At 65.4% G+C, this 20,671-nt stretch carries 13 protein-coding genes, 1 pseudogene, 2 CRISPR repeat arrays and 1 other annotated feature (1 of these 17 cut by a window edge); of the genes and pseudogenes, 7 read left to right on the plus strand and 7 right to left on the minus strand.

The genetic code is table 11. The features are described from left to right. Positions 1-2: 2 nt before the first annotated feature. From B843_RS10175 to B843_RS10200, 6 genes are all read right to left on the minus strand, one after another. Positions 3-617 carry a hypothetical protein gene (locus tag B843_RS10175; protein ID WP_155895145.1) on the minus strand — a complete coding sequence of 205 codons (615 nt, stop codon included), beginning with the start codon at positions 615-617 and terminating at the stop codon, positions 3-5. 72 nt (positions 618-689) lie between these two features. Then, positions 690-1,118 (minus strand): acyl-CoA thioesterase, encoded by a 429-nt coding sequence (locus B843_RS10180; protein WP_025253402.1) that lies wholly within the window; start codon positions 1,116-1,118, stop codon positions 690-692. Positions 1,119-1,424: 306 nt separating this feature from the next. Continuing rightward, on the minus strand, positions 1,425-3,095 hold the full coding sequence (gene ettA / locus B843_RS10185) for an energy-dependent translational throttle protein EttA (RefSeq protein WP_025253403.1): 1,671 nt from the start codon (positions 3,093-3,095) through the stop codon (positions 1,425-1,427). 154 nt (positions 3,096-3,249) lie between these two features. Then, a complete protein-coding gene (locus B843_RS10190) occupies positions 3,250-3,903 on the minus strand; it encodes a single-stranded DNA-binding protein (protein ID WP_025253404.1) in 654 nt (217 codons plus the stop codon). 223 nt (positions 3,904-4,126) lie between these two features. After that, the gene (locus tag B843_RS10195; protein WP_025253405.1) at positions 4,127-6,169 is read right to left on the minus strand and encodes a bifunctional copper resistance protein CopD/cytochrome c oxidase assembly protein; all 2,043 of its coding nucleotides are present in this window, start codon (positions 6,167-6,169) and stop codon (positions 4,127-4,129) included. A 157-nt stretch (positions 6,170-6,326) separates the two neighbouring features. Next, positions 6,327-7,004 carry a DedA family protein gene (locus tag B843_RS10200; RefSeq protein WP_025253406.1) on the minus strand — a complete coding sequence of 226 codons (678 nt, stop codon included), beginning with the start codon at positions 7,002-7,004 and terminating at the stop codon, positions 6,327-6,329. Positions 7,005-7,115: 111 nt separating this feature from the next. On the opposite strand from B843_RS10200, the gene B843_RS10205 reads away from it, so the two are divergent. Together B843_RS10205 and B843_RS10210 are read left to right on the plus strand one after the other, a co-directional pair. Beyond that, on the plus strand, positions 7,116-8,078 hold the full coding sequence (locus tag B843_RS10205; RefSeq protein ID WP_025253407.1) for a sensor histidine kinase: 963 nt from the start codon (positions 7,116-7,118) through the stop codon (positions 8,076-8,078). A 10-nt stretch (positions 8,079-8,088) separates the two neighbouring features. After that, positions 8,089-8,745 (plus strand): response regulator transcription factor, encoded by a 657-nt coding sequence (locus B843_RS10210; RefSeq protein WP_025253408.1) that lies wholly within the window; start codon positions 8,089-8,091, stop codon positions 8,743-8,745. Between the two features lie 28 nt (positions 8,746-8,773). On the opposite strand, the pseudogene B843_RS14115 reads toward B843_RS10210, so the two are convergent. Further along, positions 8,774-9,250, minus strand: a pseudogene (locus B843_RS14115) (phosphatase PAP2 family protein); the annotation flags it as partial. 193 nt (positions 9,251-9,443) lie between these two features. On the opposite strand from B843_RS14115, the gene B843_RS10220 reads away from it, so the two are divergent. The 5 genes from B843_RS10220 to B843_RS13580 all read left to right on the plus strand — a co-directional run bounded on the left by B843_RS10220 (position 9,444) and on the right by B843_RS13580 (position 13,700). After that, positions 9,444-9,626 carry a YegP family protein gene (locus tag B843_RS10220; protein ID WP_025253410.1) on the plus strand — a complete coding sequence of 61 codons (183 nt, stop codon included), beginning with the start codon at positions 9,444-9,446 and terminating at the stop codon, positions 9,624-9,626. Positions 9,627-10,036: 410 nt separating this feature from the next. After that, a CRISPR array of direct repeats spans positions 10,037-10,918; the repeat unit is 28 nt; unit sequence GGCTCATCCCCGCAGGTGCGGGGCGCAC. Between the two features lie 76 nt (positions 10,919-10,994). After that, entirely contained in the window at positions 10,995-11,312 is a 318-nt protein-coding gene (locus B843_RS10225) for a transposase (RefSeq protein WP_025253411.1), read from the plus strand. Continuing rightward, positions 11,273-11,401 (plus strand) — a sequence feature (AL1L pseudoknot). Its footprint overlaps the gene before it by 40 nt. Continuing rightward, on the plus strand, positions 11,360-12,046 hold the full coding sequence (locus B843_RS14290; protein ID WP_404825233.1) for an IS3 family transposase: 687 nt from the start codon (positions 11,360-11,362) through the stop codon (positions 12,044-12,046). Its footprint overlaps the feature before it by 42 nt. Beyond that, on the plus strand, positions 12,015-13,355 hold the full coding sequence (locus tag B843_RS10235; RefSeq protein ID WP_210766213.1) for an IS256 family transposase: 1,341 nt from the start codon (positions 12,015-12,017) through the stop codon (positions 13,353-13,355). Before B843_RS14290 ends, B843_RS10235 begins: the two co-directional genes overlap by 32 nt. Before the next feature lie 24 nt (positions 13,356-13,379). Further along, a complete protein-coding gene (locus tag B843_RS13580) occupies positions 13,380-13,700 on the plus strand; it encodes an integrase core domain-containing protein (protein WP_081751570.1) in 321 nt (106 codons plus the stop codon). A gap of 63 nt (positions 13,701-13,763) precedes the next feature. Next, positions 13,764-20,671: direct repeats of the CRISPR family, unit length 28 nt; unit sequence GGCTCATCCCCGCAGGTGCGGGGCGCAC; it runs 5,022 nt beyond the window's last position.

Consider the following 20,671-nt stretch of genomic DNA (forward strand, 5'->3'; position numbering starts at 1 on the left):
GGCTACACGAGAAGGCTGAGGCCCGAGCTTCGGTAGACGGTGCCAAACGGGGCGTCCAGGCGCACCCACCGCCCGCAGGTGGACACCCGCAGGTGGCGCGGGATCTCCAGCGGGGCGTCGAAGCCGGGGATGAGCCCCAGCGAGGTGCACGCGAAGATCATCCGCATGGGGATCTCGGCCCTGCCCTCGCCCTCGACGGTGAGCACCGTCTGGTCGAGCAGGCTCTTCGGGGGGCCGAGCGGCCCGTTGAACTGACGCGCCAGGTCGTGGCCCTGGTCGGCGAGACCGCGCACCACGTCGACCGGGACCTGATCGACAAGCGTGAAGCCCGAGGCCGGCGGCAGGGAGCCGGGCCACGAGGCCTGGCGGTTGGTTCCCGCTCCCCCGGCGAGGAGGTCGGAAGCACCCACGACGCCACCGTCGGGATCGACGCTGCCAGCGCAGCGTCGTGAAGCGACGACCTCGAACGGCGTGGACACGAACACCTCGAGCGAGCCCTCGCGAAGCGAACGGGCGCGGACGAGCGCCTGGGGATCGAGGCCGCTCGCGCGCTGCACGAGCGAGGACACGCCCGCGGCGCCCTCCTTCATCGACACGGTGACGGTGAGTGCATTCATGGCGACCACACTACTCCCCCCGGCGCGCGGCGAAAGGAGCCGCGAGCGCCAGGTGACAGCCGTCGGCGGCCGCTACTTGGCGGAGTCTGCGACGCGGGTCAGGATCTTCAGCTCGGCGTCGTTGATCGCGCGCGGGCGCGCCGTCTTGAGGTCGATGACCACCTGGACCGCCTCGACGATCGCGCAGGTGGTGCCGTTGAGGTCCTTGATCTCCTGGCGGGTGGTAAACGAGGTGCGGCCGACCTCGACGACCTGCGTCTCCACGATCACCGCGAAGGTGTCCGGCATGATCGGGCGCAGGTAGTCCACCTCGATCTTGCGTACAAACACCGGGGCCGCCTCGACGCCGCGCTCGACGAACTCCTCGTGGGCCATGATCTGGCGGGCCTCCTGAGCCAGCTCGATGTAGGCGGGGTTGGTAATGTGACCGAACCGGTCAAAGTCGGACCAGCGGCACGGGACCTTGGTGATGTGTACGTTGCGATTTTCTTCGGCCACGATTGGCTCTCTCCATCAATAATGTGCGTGCGAGCGCATCGGTTACTTGCCCGAACCAGCCTAGTCCGGCGGCCCGGGTTCCTCACCACAAAATAGTAGTTTTCCGAACAAACATTTCTAAATCGATGCGCCACGCTGGGAAAACCTCACGCCTCACTCTTCCCGCAACCGCCCCAAGGCGAACAAAAAACCCGCGCGCGACGCGGTGAGGCGGTCGCGCGTGGGCGGGAGTCAAGGCTAGGAATCAAGGCTAGGAATCAAAGCCAAGAGCCAAGAACTGCGGCGTCAAAGCCGCGCAGCGGGAAAACCCTAGCGGGTCAGCTTGCGGTGGGTCACGCGCGAGGGGCGCGCGGCGTCGGCGCCGAGGCGCTCGACCTTGTTCTTCTCGTAGTCCTCGAAGTTGCCCTCGAACCAGAACCACTGGCCTTCGGCGACGTTGCCCTCCCAGGCGAGGATGTGGGTACAGGTGCGGTCTAGGAACCAGCGGTCGTGGGAGATCACGACGGCGCAGCCCGGGAACTTCTGCAGCGCGTTCTCCAGCGAGCCGAGGGTCTCGACGTCGAGGTCGTTGGTCGGCTCGTCGAGCAGGATCAGGTTGCCGCCCTGCTTGAGGGTCAGCGCGAGGTTCAGTCGGTTGCGCTCACCGCCGGAGAGGACCTTCGACGGCTTCTGCTGGTCCGGGCCCTTGAAGCCGAACGCGGACAGGTATGCGCGCGAGGGCATCTCGTTCTGGCCGACGACGATGTAGTCGAGGCCGTCGGAGACGACCTCCCACACGGTCTTCTCCGGGTCGATGTTCTCGCGGTTCTGGTCGACGTAGCTGAGCTTGACGGTCTGGCCGATCTTCACCTCGCCGGAGTCCGGCTGTTCCAGGCCCACGATGGTCTTGAACAGGGTGGACTTGCCCACGCCGTTCGGGCCGATAACACCCACGATGCCGTTGCGCGGCAGGGTGAAGGAGAGGTCCTTGATGAGGACGCGGCCGTCGAAGCCCTTGGTGAGGTTGTTGACCTCCACGACCTGGTTGCCCAGGCGCGGCGGGGTCGGGATCTGGATCTCCTCGAAGTCTAGCTTCTTGTACTGCTCGGCCTCCGCGGCCATCTCCTCGTAGCGGGCCAGACGGGCCTTGTTCTTGGCCTGGCGGGCCTTCGCGCCGGAGCGAACCCAGGCGAGCTCTTCCTTCAGGCGCTTCTGCAGCTTCTGGTCCTTCTTGCCGGCGACCTCGAGGCGGGCGGCCTTGGTCTCGAGGTAGGTGGAGTAGTTGCCCTCGTAGGGGTAGAGCTTGCCGCGGTCGACCTCACAGATCCACTGTGCGACGTGGTCGAGGAAGTAGCGGTCGTGGGTGACGGCCAGCACCGCACCCTTGTAGGTCTGCAGGTGCTTCTCCAGCCACTGCACGCTCTCGGCGTCGAGGTGGTTGGTGGGCTCGTCGAGCAGCAGCAGGTCCGGCTCGGACAGCAGCAGCTTGGCCAGCGCCACGCGGCGGCGCTCACCACCGGAGAGGTGGGAGACCGGCTCGTCGGACGGCGGGCACCGCAGCGCCTCCATGGCCTGCTCGATCTTGGAATCGATCTCCCAGGCGTCGGCGGCGTCGAGCTCCTCTTGGAGCTTGCCCATCTCCTCCATGAGCTCGTCGGTGTAGTTGGTGGCCATCTCCTCGGCGATCTCCTCGAAGCGCTGCTTCTTCTCGAAGATGCCGCCCAGACCCTCCTCCACGTTGCCGCGAACCGTCTTCTCCTCGTTCAGCGGCGGCTCCTGCAGGAGGATGCCGACGGTGGCACCCGGATCGAGGAAGGCCTCGCCGTTGGAGGGCTGGTCGAGGCCCGCCATGATCTTCAGGATGGAGGACTTACCGGCACCGTTCGGGCCGACGACGCCGATCTTGGCGCCGGGGTAGAAGGCCATGGTGACGTTGTCGAGGATGACCTTGTCGCCGATGGCCTTGCGCACGTTTTTCATCGTGTAGATGAATTCGCCCACGTTGATTACTCCCTTTTCACACAGTAGTGAGTGCGGTATTAGCACTAGTCAGTCCAAAGGGTACATGAGTTTAGCCACCAATACCCACACTCCGCTACCCCGCCCCGGCGCGTTCCTATCACCCCCTTTTTGCTTTGCTTGTCGACGCCTACGGCTAGCAGGCCACGGCCGTCAGGGACGGGTCTGCGTGCCCGGTGTGCTCGGTATGCTCAGCGTGCTCGGTGTGCTCACCCTCCTCCTGCGAAGGCTCAGCGGGCGGGCGGTTGCTGTAGTCGCGGTTGATGATCGAATCGTCCACGCCGGTGGGGTCCGGCGTCTCCGTGCCGTCGATGGTCACCTCGTCGTTGGGGACCGACTTGCGCGATCCCGCAACGTAGCGCGAGAGCTCGAGCCCGAGCGCGCTGGCCTTCAGCCGGGTCACCGAGCGGATCTGCTCCTTGCCGTCCTTCTCGTCCACCCAGGTGTTGGTGTAGAGGTAGCCGCTGGCCATGATGGGGCGGCCCTTCTGCAGGGACTTCTTGGCGTTGATGGCTAGCTGTCCCCAGCACTCGACGTCAATGAACAGCAGGTCCTGGTCTACCCAGCCGTCGTTGGCGCTGCCGGGTCGGGTGGACTCGGCGGCCCCGCCCGGGGAGTAGCCGGACTGCTCGAGGTTGCTGCGCCCCTGCTCCACGGCCTGGCGGTCGGGCTGCTTGCGCACCCGGCGCGAGGAGGCCACGCGCAGGCGGCACACGAAGTTGCCGGAGGTGGTCTTGGTGAGGACGGGGTCGTCGGCGAGGTGGCCGATGATGGTGGTCTGAGCGTGCATGATGAGAGTTCCTTTCCACGCGGGGACCCTGGGTGGGGGCGCCCGGGGCCCTCGCGTGTGGTCGGTGTTTTCCTGGTCTGTGAGGCGATTGCTCCTCACACCGCGAAGCATCCCAACCAACCCGAGGCCCTTCAACCCCTCGTCGAAAAACGGCCCGATTTCTGTGGATAACTTCGAAGGGCGAAAAGTTATCCACAGAAATCGGGCCGTGTGGAAGGAGGGCCTAGCGCTCGAACCTCTGATTGTGGTATTCAGAAACGTTGTCCATCTCGCCGGAGTTCATCCGCGCGAGCATCTCGTTGTAGGCGTCCATCTCGTCGATGCCGGTTTCCTCCTCGCGGCGATCGAACTCCTCGATCTCCTCCTTGTCCTCCTTCAGCCACTGCAGGAACAGCGTGCCGAAGACCACGATGAGCGGGAACGAGCCCGACGCCCACGCGATGCCGCCGCCGACGTTCTGGTCGTGCATGAGGTCCACCGGGTACGGCAGGTTCAGGTTCGAGTAGAAGTCCTCGGCGAGGATCTGCGACAGCTGCATCAGGTACACGCCGAAGTAGAGGTGGAAGGGCATGGAGAACACCAACCACGCGAGCCGCTTCATCACGGAGTTCTCCACCGGCTTCGGGTCGCCGCCGATCATCTCCCAGTAGTAGATGTAGCCGGAGGTGAGGAACACCCAGTTCATGATGAGGTGACCCGCGTGCTCGGAGACCATGAGGCTGTACCACGGGGTGATGTAGAGCAGGTAGAAGATGGTGATGAACTGGATGGTGTTCGCCGCCGGGTGCATGATGAACCGCAGCGACTTCGAGTGCAGGAACGCCTCGATCCACTCCCGCATGCCAGGCTTGCCCGGCTCACCCGGCGCGATCGTCTCCAGGGCCAAGGTCAGCGGCGCGCCGATGACGAGGAAGACCGGGATGACCATGGACAGCACCATGTGGGTGACCATGTGCATGGAGAACTGCGCGGGCATGTACAGGCCCACGCCGGAGCTCATGGACACCGCAAGCCCTACGGAGCCGAGCAGGAACCAGAAGGTGCGCCACCACGGCCACGACTTGCCCTGCTCACGCAGGCGGTACAGCCCCCACAGGTACAGGCCGGTGAGCACGATGCCGAAGGTGGTGAACATGAGGTCGTAGCGCCACACCGTCCACACGCTGGTGACGGTCGGGGCCTTGGTCACCTCGTAGCCCATGTCGAGGACCATCTGCGAGAGCGTGATGTCCCGCGGCGGGGGCGGCGGCGTGCGGCCCAGCGAGACGGCGACACCCATGGTCGCCGCCATGACGATGACCTCCACCACCGCAACGCGGATGAACAGCCTCGGCTTCTTTTCCAGCTGCGGAATTGTGCGCTGGCGGTGAGCGAAGCCGAACACGCCGAGCAGGACGGTGAGCAGGAACTTGGCCACGATGACCCGGCCGTAGGCGACGGTGAACAGGTCCTCCACGCGCACGCGGATGGCGGCGTTGATGATGCCGGTGAGCGCCATGGCGATGATGCTCACCAGCGCCAGCGTCGAGTAGCGGCGCACGCCGACCGCGAGGTTGGGGCCGAGCCTGCGCCCGTGCGCGATGAGCCCGATGAGCCCGCCCACCCACAGGAAGGCGAACAGCAGGTGCAGCAGCAGCGAGTTGGTGCCGTAGTCGTGGTCGCCGCCGGAGGCGGAGTGCCCCTCGAGCCCCAGGGGCGCCACCTGCAGGATCGCGAAGACGAGCCAGACCGGCTGCCACATCCACGAACGCAGCCCGAGCGAGACGAGGCCAAACACGAGGGCGATGATCGCCGAGGCGAGCGCCGCCTGGGCCGCGGACACCTGCCCGATCGCGATCGACCAGGACGAAGGCTTGAGGGCCTCGGATAGGGGCTGGCCGGAGACGTCGGAAAGCGCCATCGGAACCATGAGCAGCTCGATGAGGCCGAACCCCAGCGCCGCTAGGGAGCCTGTGCGGGCCGCGAGCACGCCGTCGACCGTCAGCCGCGCGTGCGGGAGGTCGTCCGAGGCGGGCGAAATGAAGAAGGCGCTGGTGAGGAAGCTACCCACCGACAGGGCGACGAGCAGCCAGCCGACGCCGCGCAGGAACGGGTACCCGGCGGTGGTGAGGATGCCGGGGTCGGGGATACCCAGCGCCGCGAGCGAGTCGCCGGCGAAGATCCAGCCGAGGACCGCCGCGACGAACCCCGCGACGAGCGCGAAGCCCGCGTACAGGGGCCACGACGCGCGCGCCTTTCCGGCCGCGCTAGTTTGAGTGTCAGGCATGGGTTTCAGGGTAGCCCACCGCACGCCCATCACCCACTCGGTGCATGGTTTCATCACCCAAAAGAGCCACTCTATCCTCCTTTTTGCTTATCGACGCCAAAGGTACGCCCGCCACACGCGATAAACGCAGGTGGCGGGCTGATGGGGCAAAGGCTCCTTAGGCGACGGTCGAGTTCACCGGCTCGAGCTCGGCGACCGGAGCGGCGGTCACCTCGCCTTTCGACGAGCGGCGATTCTTCAGCCAGCCGAAGGCCATCGGCAGGACGGAGATGGCCACGATGATGATCATGATCTTGTCGATGGAGGTGGCAACGCCCGGGATGTCGCCGAGCAGCACGCCGACCATCACCATCGTGACCACCCAACCGATCGCGCCCGTGACGTTCCAGGTGAGGAACTTGCGGTACGGCATCTCGGCGGTGCCAGCGGCGAAGGGGACGTAGGTGCGCACGATCGGGACGAAGCGGCCGAGCACCAGCGCGGCCGGGCCGTGCTTGGCGAAGAACTCCTCGGCGGCGACTAGGTGCTTGGTCTTAAGAATCCGGGCATCATCTTTGAACAAGCGGCGGCCGAAGCGGCGGCCCAGCCAGAAGCCCACCTGGTCGCCAAGGAAGGCTGCAGTGATGGCGATGGCCAGGAGAGCCGCGACGTTGATGCCGAGGTCCGAGCGGATGATCGCCGCGGTCACGAGCAGCGAGTCGCCGGGGAGGAACGGGAACAGGACGCCGGACTCGATGAAGATCACGACGGCCAGCCCCATGACGACGTACTGGCCGAACTGCTGCAGGAGGTTTCCTGAGTCCATGAAGGCGGTCAAAAGACCCATGCTGATCATTGATGTACTCCTGAAAAAATCGGAATCGTTTTGTCTTTGCCAACCATTCTCGCGAAGCCCCTCTAAGAAACCGCCAAGAATTGTCTTACGCAGGTCAGCTAGGCTAGAAGCGTGCAGAATCGAGACGCAGACCAAGAGCTTTTCCGCCAGAGCGCCAAGCGCTTTGCCATCCGCATGGGGCTGGTGTCGGCGGGGATGGTCTTCGCCGGCGCCGCCATGTTTTTCAGCGCCCTGTGGTGGAAGGCGACCTTCGGCAGCTCGAAGCCGGACGCGCCCCGGCATGTGACCATCTCTTTCGAGCCCGTCGACCTGTTCATCTCCGTAGCCATGCTCGGCGCGGGCGCCATCGTCTTGGCCTCGGCCGCGGCATTCTACTTCGCCCGCCAGGCCACGCAGCCGCTGGCCGAGGCGATGGAGCGCCAGAAGAACTTCATCGCGGATGCCTCCCACGAGCTGCGCACTCCCCTTGCGGTCATGCACGCCCGCGTCCAGCAGCTTCAGGCGCTGTCCGCGGGGAATGAGAAGATCGCGCCGGTGGCCAAGGAGCTGCGCCGGGACACCCAGGACATGGTGGACATCGTCAACGACCTCCTCGAGATCGCCTCCACCACCACCGACCTCGACGCCACGGCCTCGCTGTCGGGCGCCCTCGCCGATCTCGAGCACAACCAGTCGCTCATCGCCACCCAACGCGGCATTAGCCTCGCCATCCCCGCGCGCGACGCCGACACCCGGATCAGCATGTCCGAGGTGTCGCTGCACCGCTGCCTCAACGCGCTGGTGGGCAACGCCTTAAGCCACACCCCCACCGGCGGGCACGTCGCACTTCACCTCGAGGAAACCGACAAGGAGGTCACCGTCCGCATCACCGACGACGGCCCCGGCATCACCGGCATCGAACCCTCCCGCGTCTTCGACCGCTTCGCCAGCGGCACGCCCGGCCGCGACCAGTCCCACGGCATCGGGCTGGCGCTGGTCAAGGACGCCGTCCACCGCTTCGGCGGTACGGTGGGTGTGGAAAATACCGGGCCCAAGGGAACCACCTTCGCCCTCACGCTCAAGAAGGCCGACTAGGAGGCACCCCATGGACCCGCTGCTCTACCTCGAGGACGACCTGCGCTTGGGAGAGGTCACCCGCGACATCTTGTCCATGCATTGGGACGTCACGTGGGTGGTCTCGCTGGCGCAGGCCAAGCCCCAGCTGGAAAAGAACATGTTCGCCGTGTGCATCTTCGACCGCATGCTTCCCGACGGCGACGCCACCGAGCTCATCGCCTGGATGCGCGCCCGGCGCGACGCCACCCCAGTGCTGCTGCTCACCGCGCTCGGCCAGGTCTCCGACCGCGTCAGCGGCCTCGACTCCGGCGCCAACGACTACCTCGTCAAGCCCTTCGACTTCGAGGAGCTGGAGGCGCGGCTTCGCGCGCTCACCCGCGACTACTCCGGCAAGGATCAGGGCATAGAAATAGGCAGCTGGGTCCTGTATCCGGACCACAGCTGCCTCGAGTCGCCCTACACGGGAAGGATCATGCTCACCGCCAAGGAGAACGCCCTCATGACCGTGCTCGCGCGCGAGCCCAACCGGGTGTTTAGCCGCGAGCAGTTACTGGGGGCTGTGTTTGATCATGGAGATTCTCTGTCGACGGTAGATACGTACGTTCACTACGTCCGTCGGAAAGCTGACCGCGATCTGATCCAAACCGTTCGGGGAGCAGGCTACCAACTCGGCACGCCAGCTTAGCACACAGCGGCGCGAGCGCACCGGACCAGACCAGCGAGAACGCGACGTCCGTCGGGTAGTGCACGCCGTTGATGAGCACGGTCGCGCACACGACCGGCACGAGCACCATGGCGAGGATCCGCAGCACGCGGTTGCGGCTGAACAGGAACAGCGAGACCGCGAGCGCCATCGTGAACGCGGTGTGCCCGCTCGGGAAGGACCAGTCCCCCGGCGTGAACGCGGTCGGGTGCGGCAGCAGCGACGGCTCCGGGCGCGGGCGCGCGACCAGCATCTTGATGAAGACCACCGGCAGCCACGTGGCCGCGACCGTCGCGCCGAACTCCAACCCGCGGCGGTAGTCGCCCGCGCGCCAGGCGATGAAGGCCGCCAGCGCCAGCACGTAAACGACGGCAAAGCCCGGCTCCAGCGCCGCGTACAGGCCCGAGGTCAGCTCCCCGAGCACCCCGGTGTGCAGCGAGTTCGCCGCGATGGTGAATCCCAGCTCTCCTGGAATGAATTCGTTCATGAACCCAAGGCTAAATTGCGGTTTCCAAGAATCCACCAAGAATTGCGCACCGCCTCTGAGCTGGGCGGATGCTTTGGCCGTCGACAAGCAAGCTGGCTAGAACCTGTCAGTTTTCTGTGACCCTCCCCTTTTTCGGTTAACCGTAGGAGAATGAGTGGTGAACGATTCTTGGCTCGTACGGAAAGGACACAAGATGGCCGGAAAGTTTGAAGTGTACGAAGATAAGGCTGGCAAGTACCGCTTCCGCCTGAAGGCTGGCAACGGTGAGATCGTCGCCGTTGGCGAGGCGTACGAGACGAAGGCAGCCTGCATCAAGGGCACCGAGGCCGTCCAGCGCGCCGCGGCTGAGGCCGTCCTCAAGGACCTCACCGCCTAAAAAGACCTGCTCAGAAAGGGCGTCCGCTTTGCGCGGGCGTCCTTTTGCGTTGCTTGTCGACGCCTATCGGTAGCGAATCAAGGTTCCGGCGGAGAATGCTGGTTCGGGTGAGGAAATGCTGTTCACCTGAGGGCCCGGGAAAACCCATTCGCGATTGACGCCCATGGTGCTGGCGACAAGGAGTGTGCTCGCAGGTGCCGGGACAACATATTTGGACACAAAGTGGAGGGCTGATTCCCGCAAGTGCGGGGCGCACTTGCTCCTGGAGTAACGGTTGCAAACCCATTTGGGCTCATCCCCGCAGGTGCAGGGCGCACCATGTCGATGCCGAGTAGGTCGTGGAGGTCGAGGGCTCATCCCGCAGGTGCGGGGCGCACCATGACTGCCGTTGCAGACGCGCAGCGCCGCGGGGCTCATCCCCGCAGGTGCAGGGCGCACAAAGCGAGGAGGCGTAGGGGGTGAATCTAGCTGGGCTCATCCCTGCAGGTGCGGGGCGCACGGGACAAGAACGAATTCCCGATCCCTGGGCCGAGGCTCATCCCCGCAGGTGCGGGGCGCACCGTGATGTAAGAGAATCCGGTGACCTGGGCGAAGGCTCATCCCCGCAGGTGCGGGGCGCACTCCATGCGCACATTCCAAGTGCCGTACCCATGGGGCTCATCCCCGCAGGTGCGGGGCGCACGGGCAGATCAAGTCCCTCATCGCCCGCACGGTAGGCTCATCCCCGCAGGTGCGGGGCGCACCCAGGCGCGGGCGCGCCGGGCTAGGGGTCGGTAGGCTCATCCCCGCAGGTGCGGGGCGCACCTCCTTGTGGTGGTAGCCCACTTCCTCGTGCTGGGCTCATCCCCGCAGGTGCGGGGCGCACGCGTCGAGGCTTGCCTCACTCGGCGGCGGCGGCGGCTCATCCCCGCAGGTGCGGGGCGCACCCTTCGCATACATCATGAACCCGGTCGCCAGGGGGCTCATCCCCGCAGGTGCGGGGCGCACGTTAAGCAGCCAGATTGGAGTGGTGTTGTGGAGGGCTCATCCCCGCAGGTGCGGTGCGCACATACCTAGGTAGACGTTCCCGGCGCGCTGGGGGGGCTCATCCCCGCAGGTGCGGGGCGCACTCCAGCACGTCGCCGACACGGGCGGGCCAGCACGGCTCATCCCCGCAGGTGCGGGGCGCACTACCATTTCCTGTGACTGTGGTGGGACATGCTGGGCTCATCCCCGCAGGTGCGGTGCGCACCGATGAACTCGGTCGCGTAGCGCTCGGTCCCGGGGCTCATCCCCGCAGGTGCGGGGCGCACCTAGCGCCTTGGGCGGGACGAAAGTGAGTCTTCCCGGGTTTGATGGAGGGTACGAAACCACGGAAGGATAGATCCCATGCCCGCCAATAAGAAGTACCCCGACGAGCTCCGCGACCGCGCCGTCCGCCTTGTCTTCGAAGCCAAAGAAGACCCCACCACCGCTAACGGCGCAGTCGGACGTATCGCTGAGCAGCTCGGTATCAACAAAGAAACCCTCCGCGGCTGGGTATACCAAGCCCGCATCGATAGCGGCGCGGCTTTGGGCACGACCACCGCTGACTCTCAGCGCATCGCTGAACTGGAACGAGAAGTCACAGAACTGCGCAGAGCCAACAGTTTTTTGAAGCAGGCCTCGGCTTTCTTCGCGGCGGAGCTCGACCGCCCCTATCGGTAATCGTCGATTTCATCACCCAGTACAAGAACACTTTCGGGGTCGAGCCTATCTGCCGCGTGCTCAAAGACGCCGGCATCAAGATCGCCCCAAGTACTTACTACGCCAGGATCAATCACACTCCCAGCAACAGAGACAAACGAGACGAGATCCTCATGAATTATCTCAATGCCCTTTTCACCAGCAATTTTTATGTCTATGGGGCAAGGAAACTTCATGCCCTCATCAACAAGGACCATCACCTCGCCTCCCACGGGCAGGGCCATGTCGCTCGGTGCACAGTCGAACGGCTGATGAAGAAAGCTAGCATTCGTGGCCCCGTCCGCAGGAAGCATCCGAATACCACCTACACCGTAAAGAAAGAGCAGTGCCCTGCAGACCTTGTGGACCGAAACTTCCATGTCCCAGCACCGAACATGCTCTGGGTCGCTGACATCACCTACGTGCGGACCCATGTGGGCTGGGTGTACACCGCTTTCATTACCGACGCCTACTCTAGGAGGATTGTCGGTTGGAAGGTATCCGCGTTCATGTATACCGATCTCGTGGTCGACACGCTGACGATGGCGATTGATGCGAGATGCCGTGCAGGCCAGCGGATTGATCAGCTAATCCACCATAGTGATCGTGGCGTGCAGTACCGGGGAGAGTGTCTGATGGTTTGTGTGTGGGTGCCCGACCCGCATAAGGAGATAGACCAGAATGATGACTGTGGCACGACGAGACCCAGCCGATAAGGCCAAGATTGACGCAATCGAGCAGAAGCTGCTTGCTAACCCAGAAATCGCGAAGTTGATTGATGAGCTCGGTACCTCTACCACTGATGCGAACGACCTAGTTCGAGGCATGTTACAGGCCTCGATTACAAGGGGTTTGAACGCTGAAATGGATGCCCACCTGGGGTATCAGGCTGGTGATCGAGACGGTAAAGCCGCTGTCGGTACGGATAATCACCGAAACGGCAGCTACCCGAAGACCATTGACTCGAACTACGGGCCGGTCACCGTGGACGTCCCAAGAGACAGAGCTGGCACGTTTGTCCCCACGATGGTGCCGAAAGGCTCGAGGCGTTTAACCGATATCGATGATCTGATCATCAGCTTGTACGCAGGTGGCATGACAATCCGTGATATCCAGCATCATCTCGCCACCACGATGGGTGTGGATATCTCCCACGAGACAATCTCGGCGATTACCGACGCCGTACTTGATGAAGTCATGGTGTGGCAAAACCGCCAGCTGGATGAGTTCTACCCAGTCATCTTCCTTGACGCGTTGCGAATCAAGGTCCGTGATGGGGGCCGTGTGATCAACAAGTCTGCGTACATGGCCATCGGAGTGGATCTCGAAGGAATCAAGCACATCCTGGGCTTGTGGATCGCCAAAGAGGAAGGAGCATCGTTGTGGGCCCAGGTGTGTTCCAACCTCGCTAACCGCGGTGTCAAAGATGTCTTCATCGTCTGCTGCGACGGGCTCAAAGGCCTACCAGAAGCCGTGGAATCCACCTGGCCTGGGTCCATGGTCCAAACCTGTATCGTGCACCTGATCAGGGCGGCAAATAGGTGGGTTTCCTACGGGGATCGTAGGGCCGTATCTGCAGCGTTGAAAAAGGTCTACACCGCACCGGATGAGCCAACCGCTGCCGCAGCCTTGGATGAGTTCGAGGCGTCTGAACTAGGTGAGAAGTACCCGAGGTCGGTGAAGGTGTGGCGGGATGCGTGGGAGAGGTTTACCCCGTTTCTGCAGTTCCCACCGGCTGCGAGGAAGGTGATCTATACGACGAACTCGATTGAATCTTTCAATAATGAGCTGCGGAAGGCCACCCGGAACAGGGTGCAGTTCACTAATGATGAGTCAGCGATGAAGACGCTGTGGCTGATGATCTGCCATATCGAAGACAAACGAGCAGTCAAGCGGGCTAGGGAAGGCAAACGCGTCTCCGCCTCTGCTGGCCGGCTCGTGGAAGGTGGACGGGTTGCCGGATGGAAACACGCCATCAACCAGATGGCTGTGGCCTACCCCGACCGATTCGACAAGTACATGTAAAAATCAGCCCCACACACAAACAACTTGACACCCTCGTACCGGGCGATTGCCTATGGGCAGCGTTTGGAAGAGAACCAGATCATTGCGTCAGTCGGGTCGAAAGGAGATTCCTACGATAATGCTCTTGCAGAACCCGTGAACAGTTTGTACAAGGGCGAATGTATCCACAACATTGATCAGCACCCCGCAGGGTTTAGACATGCTCGTGACGTCGAGCAAGCGACCGCTGCGTGGGTCGGCTGGTACAACAATGACCGCCTGCACTCACGGCTCGGCAACACCAGTCCTGTCGAGTACGAGAACGCCTACTGGGCCAGTCTGAACCCCGTTCAAACAGCGGCGTAACCAACCCAAAAACCAGATAACACACCCTCCAAAAAACCCGGGGCTTGACAGTTTTGCCGTGGAGGCTCATCCCCGCAGGTGCGGGGCGCACCAGCCCACGAGGGTGGGTGTCCGCGATCGGCTAGGCTCATCCCCGCAGGTGCGGGGCGCACCAAAAACCAACTCTGAACTGGGGAGTTACATAGGGCTCATCCCCGCAGGTGCGGGGCGCACCGTTGACGGCCCAGGAGGGTGACGTGGCGGTTAGGCTCATCCCCGCAGGTGCGGGGCGCACGACAGGCCGAGTGCTGCGGGGTCTCCGACCGCGGGCTCATCCCCGCAGGTGCGAGGCGCACGTCGAGACCGGCGACATGTCCGCGATCCCCTCGGGCTCATCCCCGCAGGTGCGGGGCGCACCCGAATACAGTTACAGAGTGGGAGGTCGCCACGGGCTCATCCCCGCAGGTGCGGGGCGCACTAAGCGGGCGCCGCCTCCTTGTAGGCGATGACAGGCTCATCCCCGCAGGTGCGGGGCGCACCGCCGTCAGCATAGGCCGCGCCCTGCCCAAGCAGGCTCATCCCCGCAGGTGCGGGGCGCACCCGATGGGTCGCTGTTTTCCCAGCAGCAGGCGGGGCTCATCCCCGCAGGTGCGGGGCGCACGGGTCGAATCCCGTTCGATTTCAACGGCCAGACGGCTCATCCCCGCAGGTGCGGGGCACACGTCTTGGGGGCTGTCCATGTGTGGCTTGATAGCGGCTCATCCCCGCAGGTGCGGGGCGCACCCTGGCCGTCGGCCATGAGGACAGCGACGGTAAGGCTCATCCCCGCAGGTGCGGGGCGCACAGGCCGAGGCCACCCGATCGCCCGATACCGTGCGGCTCATCCCCGCAGGTGCGGGGCGCACCGGACGGGACGCGCACCTATGCGCTGGTGGACGGGCTCATCCCCGCAGGTGCGGGGCGCACTATGCTGGCGCGGATGGCAACAAGACCATCGTGGGCTCATCCCCGCAGGTGCGGGGCGCACCCATGCTCTCCCTGCCCTGCTGCTTCGCAGGCGGGCTCATCCCCGCAGGTGCGGGGCGCACCCCTTGAGGAAGCCGCCGACTGGTGCCCCGGGGGGCTCATCCCCGCAGGTGCGGGGCGCACGAGCACAGGCCGAGCTCGGGGTGGTGGGCGATGGGCTCATCCCCGCAGGTGCGGGGCGCACAAAGAATCCACTTATCGGCTAGTCGGTATTGAGGGCTCATCCCCGCAGGTGCGGGGCGCACGGATGCGCTTACCCCGGGTTTTCTAGGCCCAAGGGCTCATCCCCGCAGGTGCGGGGCGCACCCGGACTACCGCTGGCAGGTCGACGAGGACGGAGGCTCATCCCCGCAGGTGCGGGGCGCACATCGTGTGCAGATGCCGTTTCTCGTCCACGAGGGGCTCATCCCCGCAGGTGCGGGGCGCACAGGTTGACCTCGGCACCTCCTACCCCCTGCTCGGGCTCATCCCCGCAGGTGCGGGGCGCACCTGCCGTCCTCACGCACGATCACAGGGCGTTCCGGCTCATCCCCGCAGGTGCGGGGCGCACCAAACACAAAACCAAAGGAGCGCCCCAAACTGAGGCTCATCCCCGCAGGTGCGGGGCGCACTCTAAATCGCGTTCGAGGTTCTGCGCCTTGGACGGCTCATCCCCGCAGGTGCGGGGCGCACTGGCCGACACTGTTGATGCTGACGTGGCAGCAGGGCTCATCCCCGCAGGTGCGGGGCGCACGGCTTTTCCTCAATCGCCGCAGCCGACTGCTGCGGCTCATCCCCGCAGGTGCGGGGCGCACAGATTGGCGAGTGGTCGGGTTTTGGCGACAAACGGCTCATCCCCGCAGGTGCGGGGCGCACGCGGAGCAGGGCAAAACCTTCGGCAACGGCTACGGCTCATCCCCGCAGGTGCGGGGCGCACACCACGACCTTCCCAGCGACCGTCGACGCCGACGGCTCATCCCCGCAGGTGCGGGGCGCACTGATATCGGTGCGGATGATGTCAAGCATTGGAGGGCTCATCCCCGCAGGTGCGGGGCGCACCCGCATGATTTGCGGCATGCTGCTGCGTCGATGGGCTCATCCCCGCAGGTGCGGGGCGCACGTTCCGGCTGCCCAGGGGATGTAATTATCATCGGGCTCATCCCCGCAGGTGCGGGGCGCACTAGTGGCGCATGCAATATTCCCGGGCTACAGCCGGCTCATCCCCGCAGGTGCGGGGCGCACCTTTGTTTTGTAGTGGTCGAGGACGCGGGCGGCGGCTCATCCCCGCAGGTGCGGGGCGCACCATCACCTCCACCGTGCGACCTGGAGACTCTGGGGGCTCATCCCCGCAGGTGCGGGGCGCACATCAAGACGCCGATCGCGACGGTGGGGCAGGGGGCTCATCCCCGCAGGTGCGGGGCGCACTCATTTGGGGTTCCCTTCTTGGGGTTGTTTTCCGGCTCATCCCCGCAGGTGCGGGGCGCACCGCCGTCGTCGACGCGTCTGTGATGGTCAATGGGGCTCATCCCCGCAGGTGCGGGGCGCACGCCTGGGCGAGTCGATTAGCATCACGCATGTCCGGCTCATCCCCGCAGGTGCGGGGCGCACGCCTCAGCCACCGACGCATCCGACGCCTGCATAGGCTCATCCCCGCAGGTGCGGGGCGCACTTTTATGGCTATTACGAGTAGTCTTACGGGGCGGGCTCATCCCCGCAGGTGCGGGGCGCACAGCAGCAGGTTCTTGTCAATCATTTGGGGCCGCGGCTCATCCCCGCAGGTGCGGGGCGCACCCGTATTCAGCACGGTGTCATTCGGCCCCGCCGGGCTCATCCCCGCAGGTGCGGGGCGCACCACGGCAAGAACGGCACCCTTAGGTAATTAATCGGCTCATCCCCGCAGGTGCGGGGCGCACTGTTGATACCCTACGCGGTGCTATTGCAAAAGGGGCTCATCCCCGCAGGTGCGGGGCGCACTCTCGCCGAGAACACCACCAGTCAGATTCCCGGGGCTCATCCCCGCAGGTGCGGGGCGCACCTCATTCAGGTTATCCATCGACAACCCGGAAGCGGCTCATCCCCGCAGGTGCGGGGCGCACGACCTGCCCCTCGCCAAGTGGCAGCACTACGGAGGCTCATCCCCGCAGGTGCGGGGCGCACTTCTCCCGAGCACGGGAGGATGGGTGGCGGAACGGCTCATCCCCGCAGGTGCGGGGCGCACTATAGGTGCCATGATTTCCACTATTTTCATGGGGGCTCATCCCCGCAGGTGCGGGGCGCACGCCTCAGGGATGTCGAAATTCTGGCGGAGCCAAGGCTCATCCCCGCAGGTGCGGGGCGCACTGACCTAGTTTTTATCCCCGGATTGGAAGGATGGGCTCATCCCCGCAGGTGCGGGGCGCACTTGAATCCTTATCGGTAGGGGTTTTTGCGGACGGGCTCATCCCCGCAGGTGCGGGGCGCACGACCCGGATATGCTTCGTGCGAAGCTGTCCGGGGGCTCATCCCCGCAGGTGCGGGGCGCACGTTAAATAGAACGCCACATTAAACAGTGTTACGGGCTCATCCCCGCAGGTGCGGGGCGCACTCAAGACCGTCAACAGCTTCGGCGATGTGCTTAGGCTCATCCCCGCAGGTGCGGGGCGCACTTCGCCTGAGCACGGAAAGCACTATCGCCGGCCGGCTCATCCCCGCAGGTGCGGGGCGCACTCGCCACCTGGTGCACCCAGGTCGAGAAGGCGGGGCTCATCCCCGCAGGTGCGGGGCGCACCCGTGCCGACACCGCAGCCGAGTTGGTCAGCGAGGCTCATCCCCGCAGGTGCGGGGCGCACGCATCTTATCCAGCTCGTCGCGGGTGATTCCGGGGCTCATCCCCGCAGGTGCGGGGCGCACTTAGCGCGCTGACCAGCAGAGAAGCGCCCATCCGGCTCATCCCCGCAGGTGCGGGGCGCACGTCACCGGCGACTCCCCAAAGAAGACGTGGGACGGCTCATCCCCGCAGGTGCGGGGCGCACTTGTCAACGGCGTGGTACTTCAGCAAACCACTGGGCTCATCCCCGCAGGTGCGGGGCGCACCAACGGATAGCGGGTTGACGTGTCCCCGCCCCGGGCTCATCCCCGCAGGTGCGGGGCGCACGAGATGCCGGGCCGCAAGCAGGGCGGCGTGGAGGGCTCATCCCCGCAGGTGCGGGGCGCACCCCTCAGCGATGGGGCAATGTGCTCAAACATTGGGCTCATCCCCGCAGGTGCGGGGCGCACCGGATCCGCCTGGTGCGCCTGAGGCTCCGCCGAGGCTCATCCCCGCAGGTGCGGGGCGCACCTCACGAGATCGGCCACGCCATTCGCGGGGATAGGCTCATCCCCGCAGGTGCGGGGCGCACAACCATGTCGAGCATGGCGAGGTAGGACGGTAGGGCTCATCCCCGCAGGTGCGGGGCGCACTATGAAAAAACCTCCCACCAAACAGGGGGGAGGGGCTCATCCCCGCAGGTGCGGGGCGCACCCCTTGAGCGAGTCCAGGCGCCCCTGCAGCGAGGGCTCATCCCCGCAGGTGCGGGGCGCACGCTACCCACTCGCCGGAGCGGACGGAGACGGCGGGCTCATCCCCGCAGGTGCGGGGCGCACATTCTGCTGTGGATTCTCGCCGCGCTGATCGCGGGCTCATCCCCGCAGGTGCGGGGCGCACAGGTCGGTGAGGAAGCTGCTGTAGGTTGGCCAGGGCTCATCCCCGCAGGTGCGGGGCGCACCGTTTACTGCTTCGTCATTCATGGTGTGGTTACGGCTCATCCCCGCAGGTGCGGGGCGCACATTTTTCAGCCAGCGCGGTCGAAAGTTCACGCCGGCTCATCCCCGCAGGTGCGGGGCGCACGTTCTTCCCGAGCTGCGCATTCGTGTCGCAAAGGGCTCATCCCCGCAGGTGCGGGGCGCACTTGCAGCAGTCTGCGGAGGCGACGCGGTCGGTGGGCTCATCCCCGCAGGTGCGGGGCGCACTGTGGATTCGTACACCACGCCGTTGTAGGTGACGGCTCATCCCCGCAGGTGCGGGGCGCACGATGACGCGCATTTGCACGATTTTGTGCATGCGGGCTCATCCCCGCAGGTGCGGGGCGCACCGTAGGTGATCACACCGGAGACGTACTGTGGAGGGCTCATCCCCGCAGGTGCGGGGCGCACGCGGTGTAGGTGTCCTGCATGGAGCCGGTCGCGGGCTCATCCCCGCAGGTGCGGGGCGCACCCCCGTTGAAGGGCGGGACACCGCCGCGCACCGGGCTCATCCCCGCAGGTGCGGGGCGCACTGTTTGGTGGGCTTCGTAGCCTTCCTGTCCCCGGGCTCATCCCCGCAGGTGCGGGGCGCACGGCCTCGAAGCCATCGACGTTTTGGAAGCATTCTGGCTCATCCCCGCAGGTGCGGGGCGCACTTCGCGATACCATCGACCGCGGTCTGGAACGCGGGCTCATCCCCGCAGGTGCGGGGCGCACCGGCCATCATCCACCATCCGCTTCACAGCCATGGGCTCATCCCCGCAGGTGCGGGGCGCACCCTCCCCGCCACCCGCACCAACATGATCGCCGGGGCTCATCCCCGCAGGTGCGGGGCGCACGGCGAAAATCCGTGATGGTCTCACGAAACATCAGGCTCATCCCCGCAGGTGCGGGGCGCACGGCTACACCTCATCATCCAGCACGCCCACCCCAGGCTCATCCCCGCAGGTGCGGGGCGCACGTCCAATAACCGCCCGGACTAGTGGCCATTTCCGGCTCATCCCCGCAGGTGCGGGGCGCACTCAAAATCCTGGTCAATCACGGCGGCGAGTTTCGGCTCATCCCCGCAGGTGCGGGGCGCACCGCAGGAAATTCCACGCCGATTCTGCCGTCTTCGGCTCATCCCCGCAGGTGCGGGGCGCACGCGGATCTAAAGCTGCTGGGTGTGTCTGGTCAGGGCTCATCCCCGCAGGTGCGGGGCGCACGATGCGCAGGTTACCGAGGTGGGCGACGTGTCCGGCTCATCCCCGCAGGTGCGGGGCGCACCGTTTACTGCTTCGTCATTCATGGTGTGGTGACGGCTCATCCCCGCAGGTGCGGGGCGCACCAAAACATCCTCGGAATAGATGACGCGACCTGGGGCTCATCCCCGCAGGTGCGGGGCGCACATGACGAGTACCCACCGCATTGAGCAAGATGTGGGCTCATCCCCGCAGGTGCGGGGCGCACCCCGTTCTTGGCTCGCTTGGGGGTTGGTGCTGGTGGCTCATCCCCGCAGGTGCGGGGCGCACCCATCGTCGTTGTAGTCGATCGCGGCGGTGGTCGGCTCATCCCCGCAGGTGCGGGGCGCACTCCTCACACCCACCCACTACAGCTCCGTGGAGAGGCTCATCCCCGCAGGTGCGGGGCGCACCCTGGGACTGCTCGGGCTTGTGGTCGGGCACCGTGGCTCATCCCCGCAGGTGCGGGGCGCACGGGACCATCTCATTGAAAAACCCGGACAGCTTCGGCTCATCCCCGCAGGTGCGGGGCGCACCGAGCCCGACGACATTCCGACGATCGGCGAGATGGCTCATCCCCGCAGGTGCGGGGCGCACAAAACTCGCTCGGAATCGGCGCGGTAGCCGGTGGGCTCATCCCCGCAGGTGCGGGGCGCACCCCGAGGGGTGGCTTTTCTTATTTACACTTCCAGGGCTCATCCCCGCAGGTGCGGGGCGCACTCGAGGGCCTTGTCAGCAGCTTCCTGCTTGAGCGGCTCATCCCCGCAGGTGCGGGGCGCACGAAAACCCGTACTGGCACATGTCCTTGAACCAGGGCTCATCCCCGCAGGTGCGGGGCGCACAGCTGGGCTGGGAGTCCGTATTCGCTTGTGACCGGCTCATCCCCGCAGGTGCGGGGCGCACGAGCTTGTGCGCGAGCCGACCTGTCAGGATCGCGGCTCATCCCCGCAGGTGCGGGGCGCACTCCACCCTCGAAGCGTTTCGAGACGGTGCGGACGGCTCATCCCC

It is taken from the genome of Corynebacterium vitaeruminis DSM 20294 (assembly GCF_000550805.1).
Classification (GTDB): domain Bacteria; phylum Actinomycetota; class Actinomycetes; order Mycobacteriales; family Mycobacteriaceae; genus Corynebacterium; species Corynebacterium vitaeruminis.

Bases quoted from the DNA above. Each gene is read 5' to 3' on its own strand.
- B843_RS10175 (WP_155895145.1), bottom strand. From the start codon at position 617: ATGAATGCACTCACCGTCACCGTGTCGATGAAGGAGGGCGCCGCGGGC.
- B843_RS10190 (WP_025253404.1), bottom strand. From the start codon at position 3,903: ATGCACGCTCAGACCACCATCATCGGCCACCTCGCCGACGACCCCGTC.
- B843_RS10195 (WP_025253405.1), bottom strand. From the start codon at position 6,169: ATGCCTGACACTCAAACTAGCGCGGCCGGAAAGGCGCGCGCGTCGTGG.
- B843_RS10200 (WP_025253406.1), bottom strand. From the start codon at position 7,004: ATGATCAGCATGGGTCTTTTGACCGCCTTCATGGACTCAGGAAACCTC.
- B843_RS10210 (WP_025253408.1), top strand. From the start codon at position 8,089: ATGGACCCGCTGCTCTACCTCGAGGACGACCTGCGCTTGGGAGAGGTC.
- B843_RS10220 (WP_025253410.1), top strand. From the start codon at position 9,444: ATGGCCGGAAAGTTTGAAGTGTACGAAGATAAGGCTGGCAAGTACCGC.
- B843_RS10225 (WP_025253411.1), top strand. From the start codon at position 10,995: ATGCCCGCCAATAAGAAGTACCCCGACGAGCTCCGCGACCGCGCCGTC.
- B843_RS10235 (WP_210766213.1), top strand. From the start codon at position 12,015: ATGACTGTGGCACGACGAGACCCAGCCGATAAGGCCAAGATTGACGCA.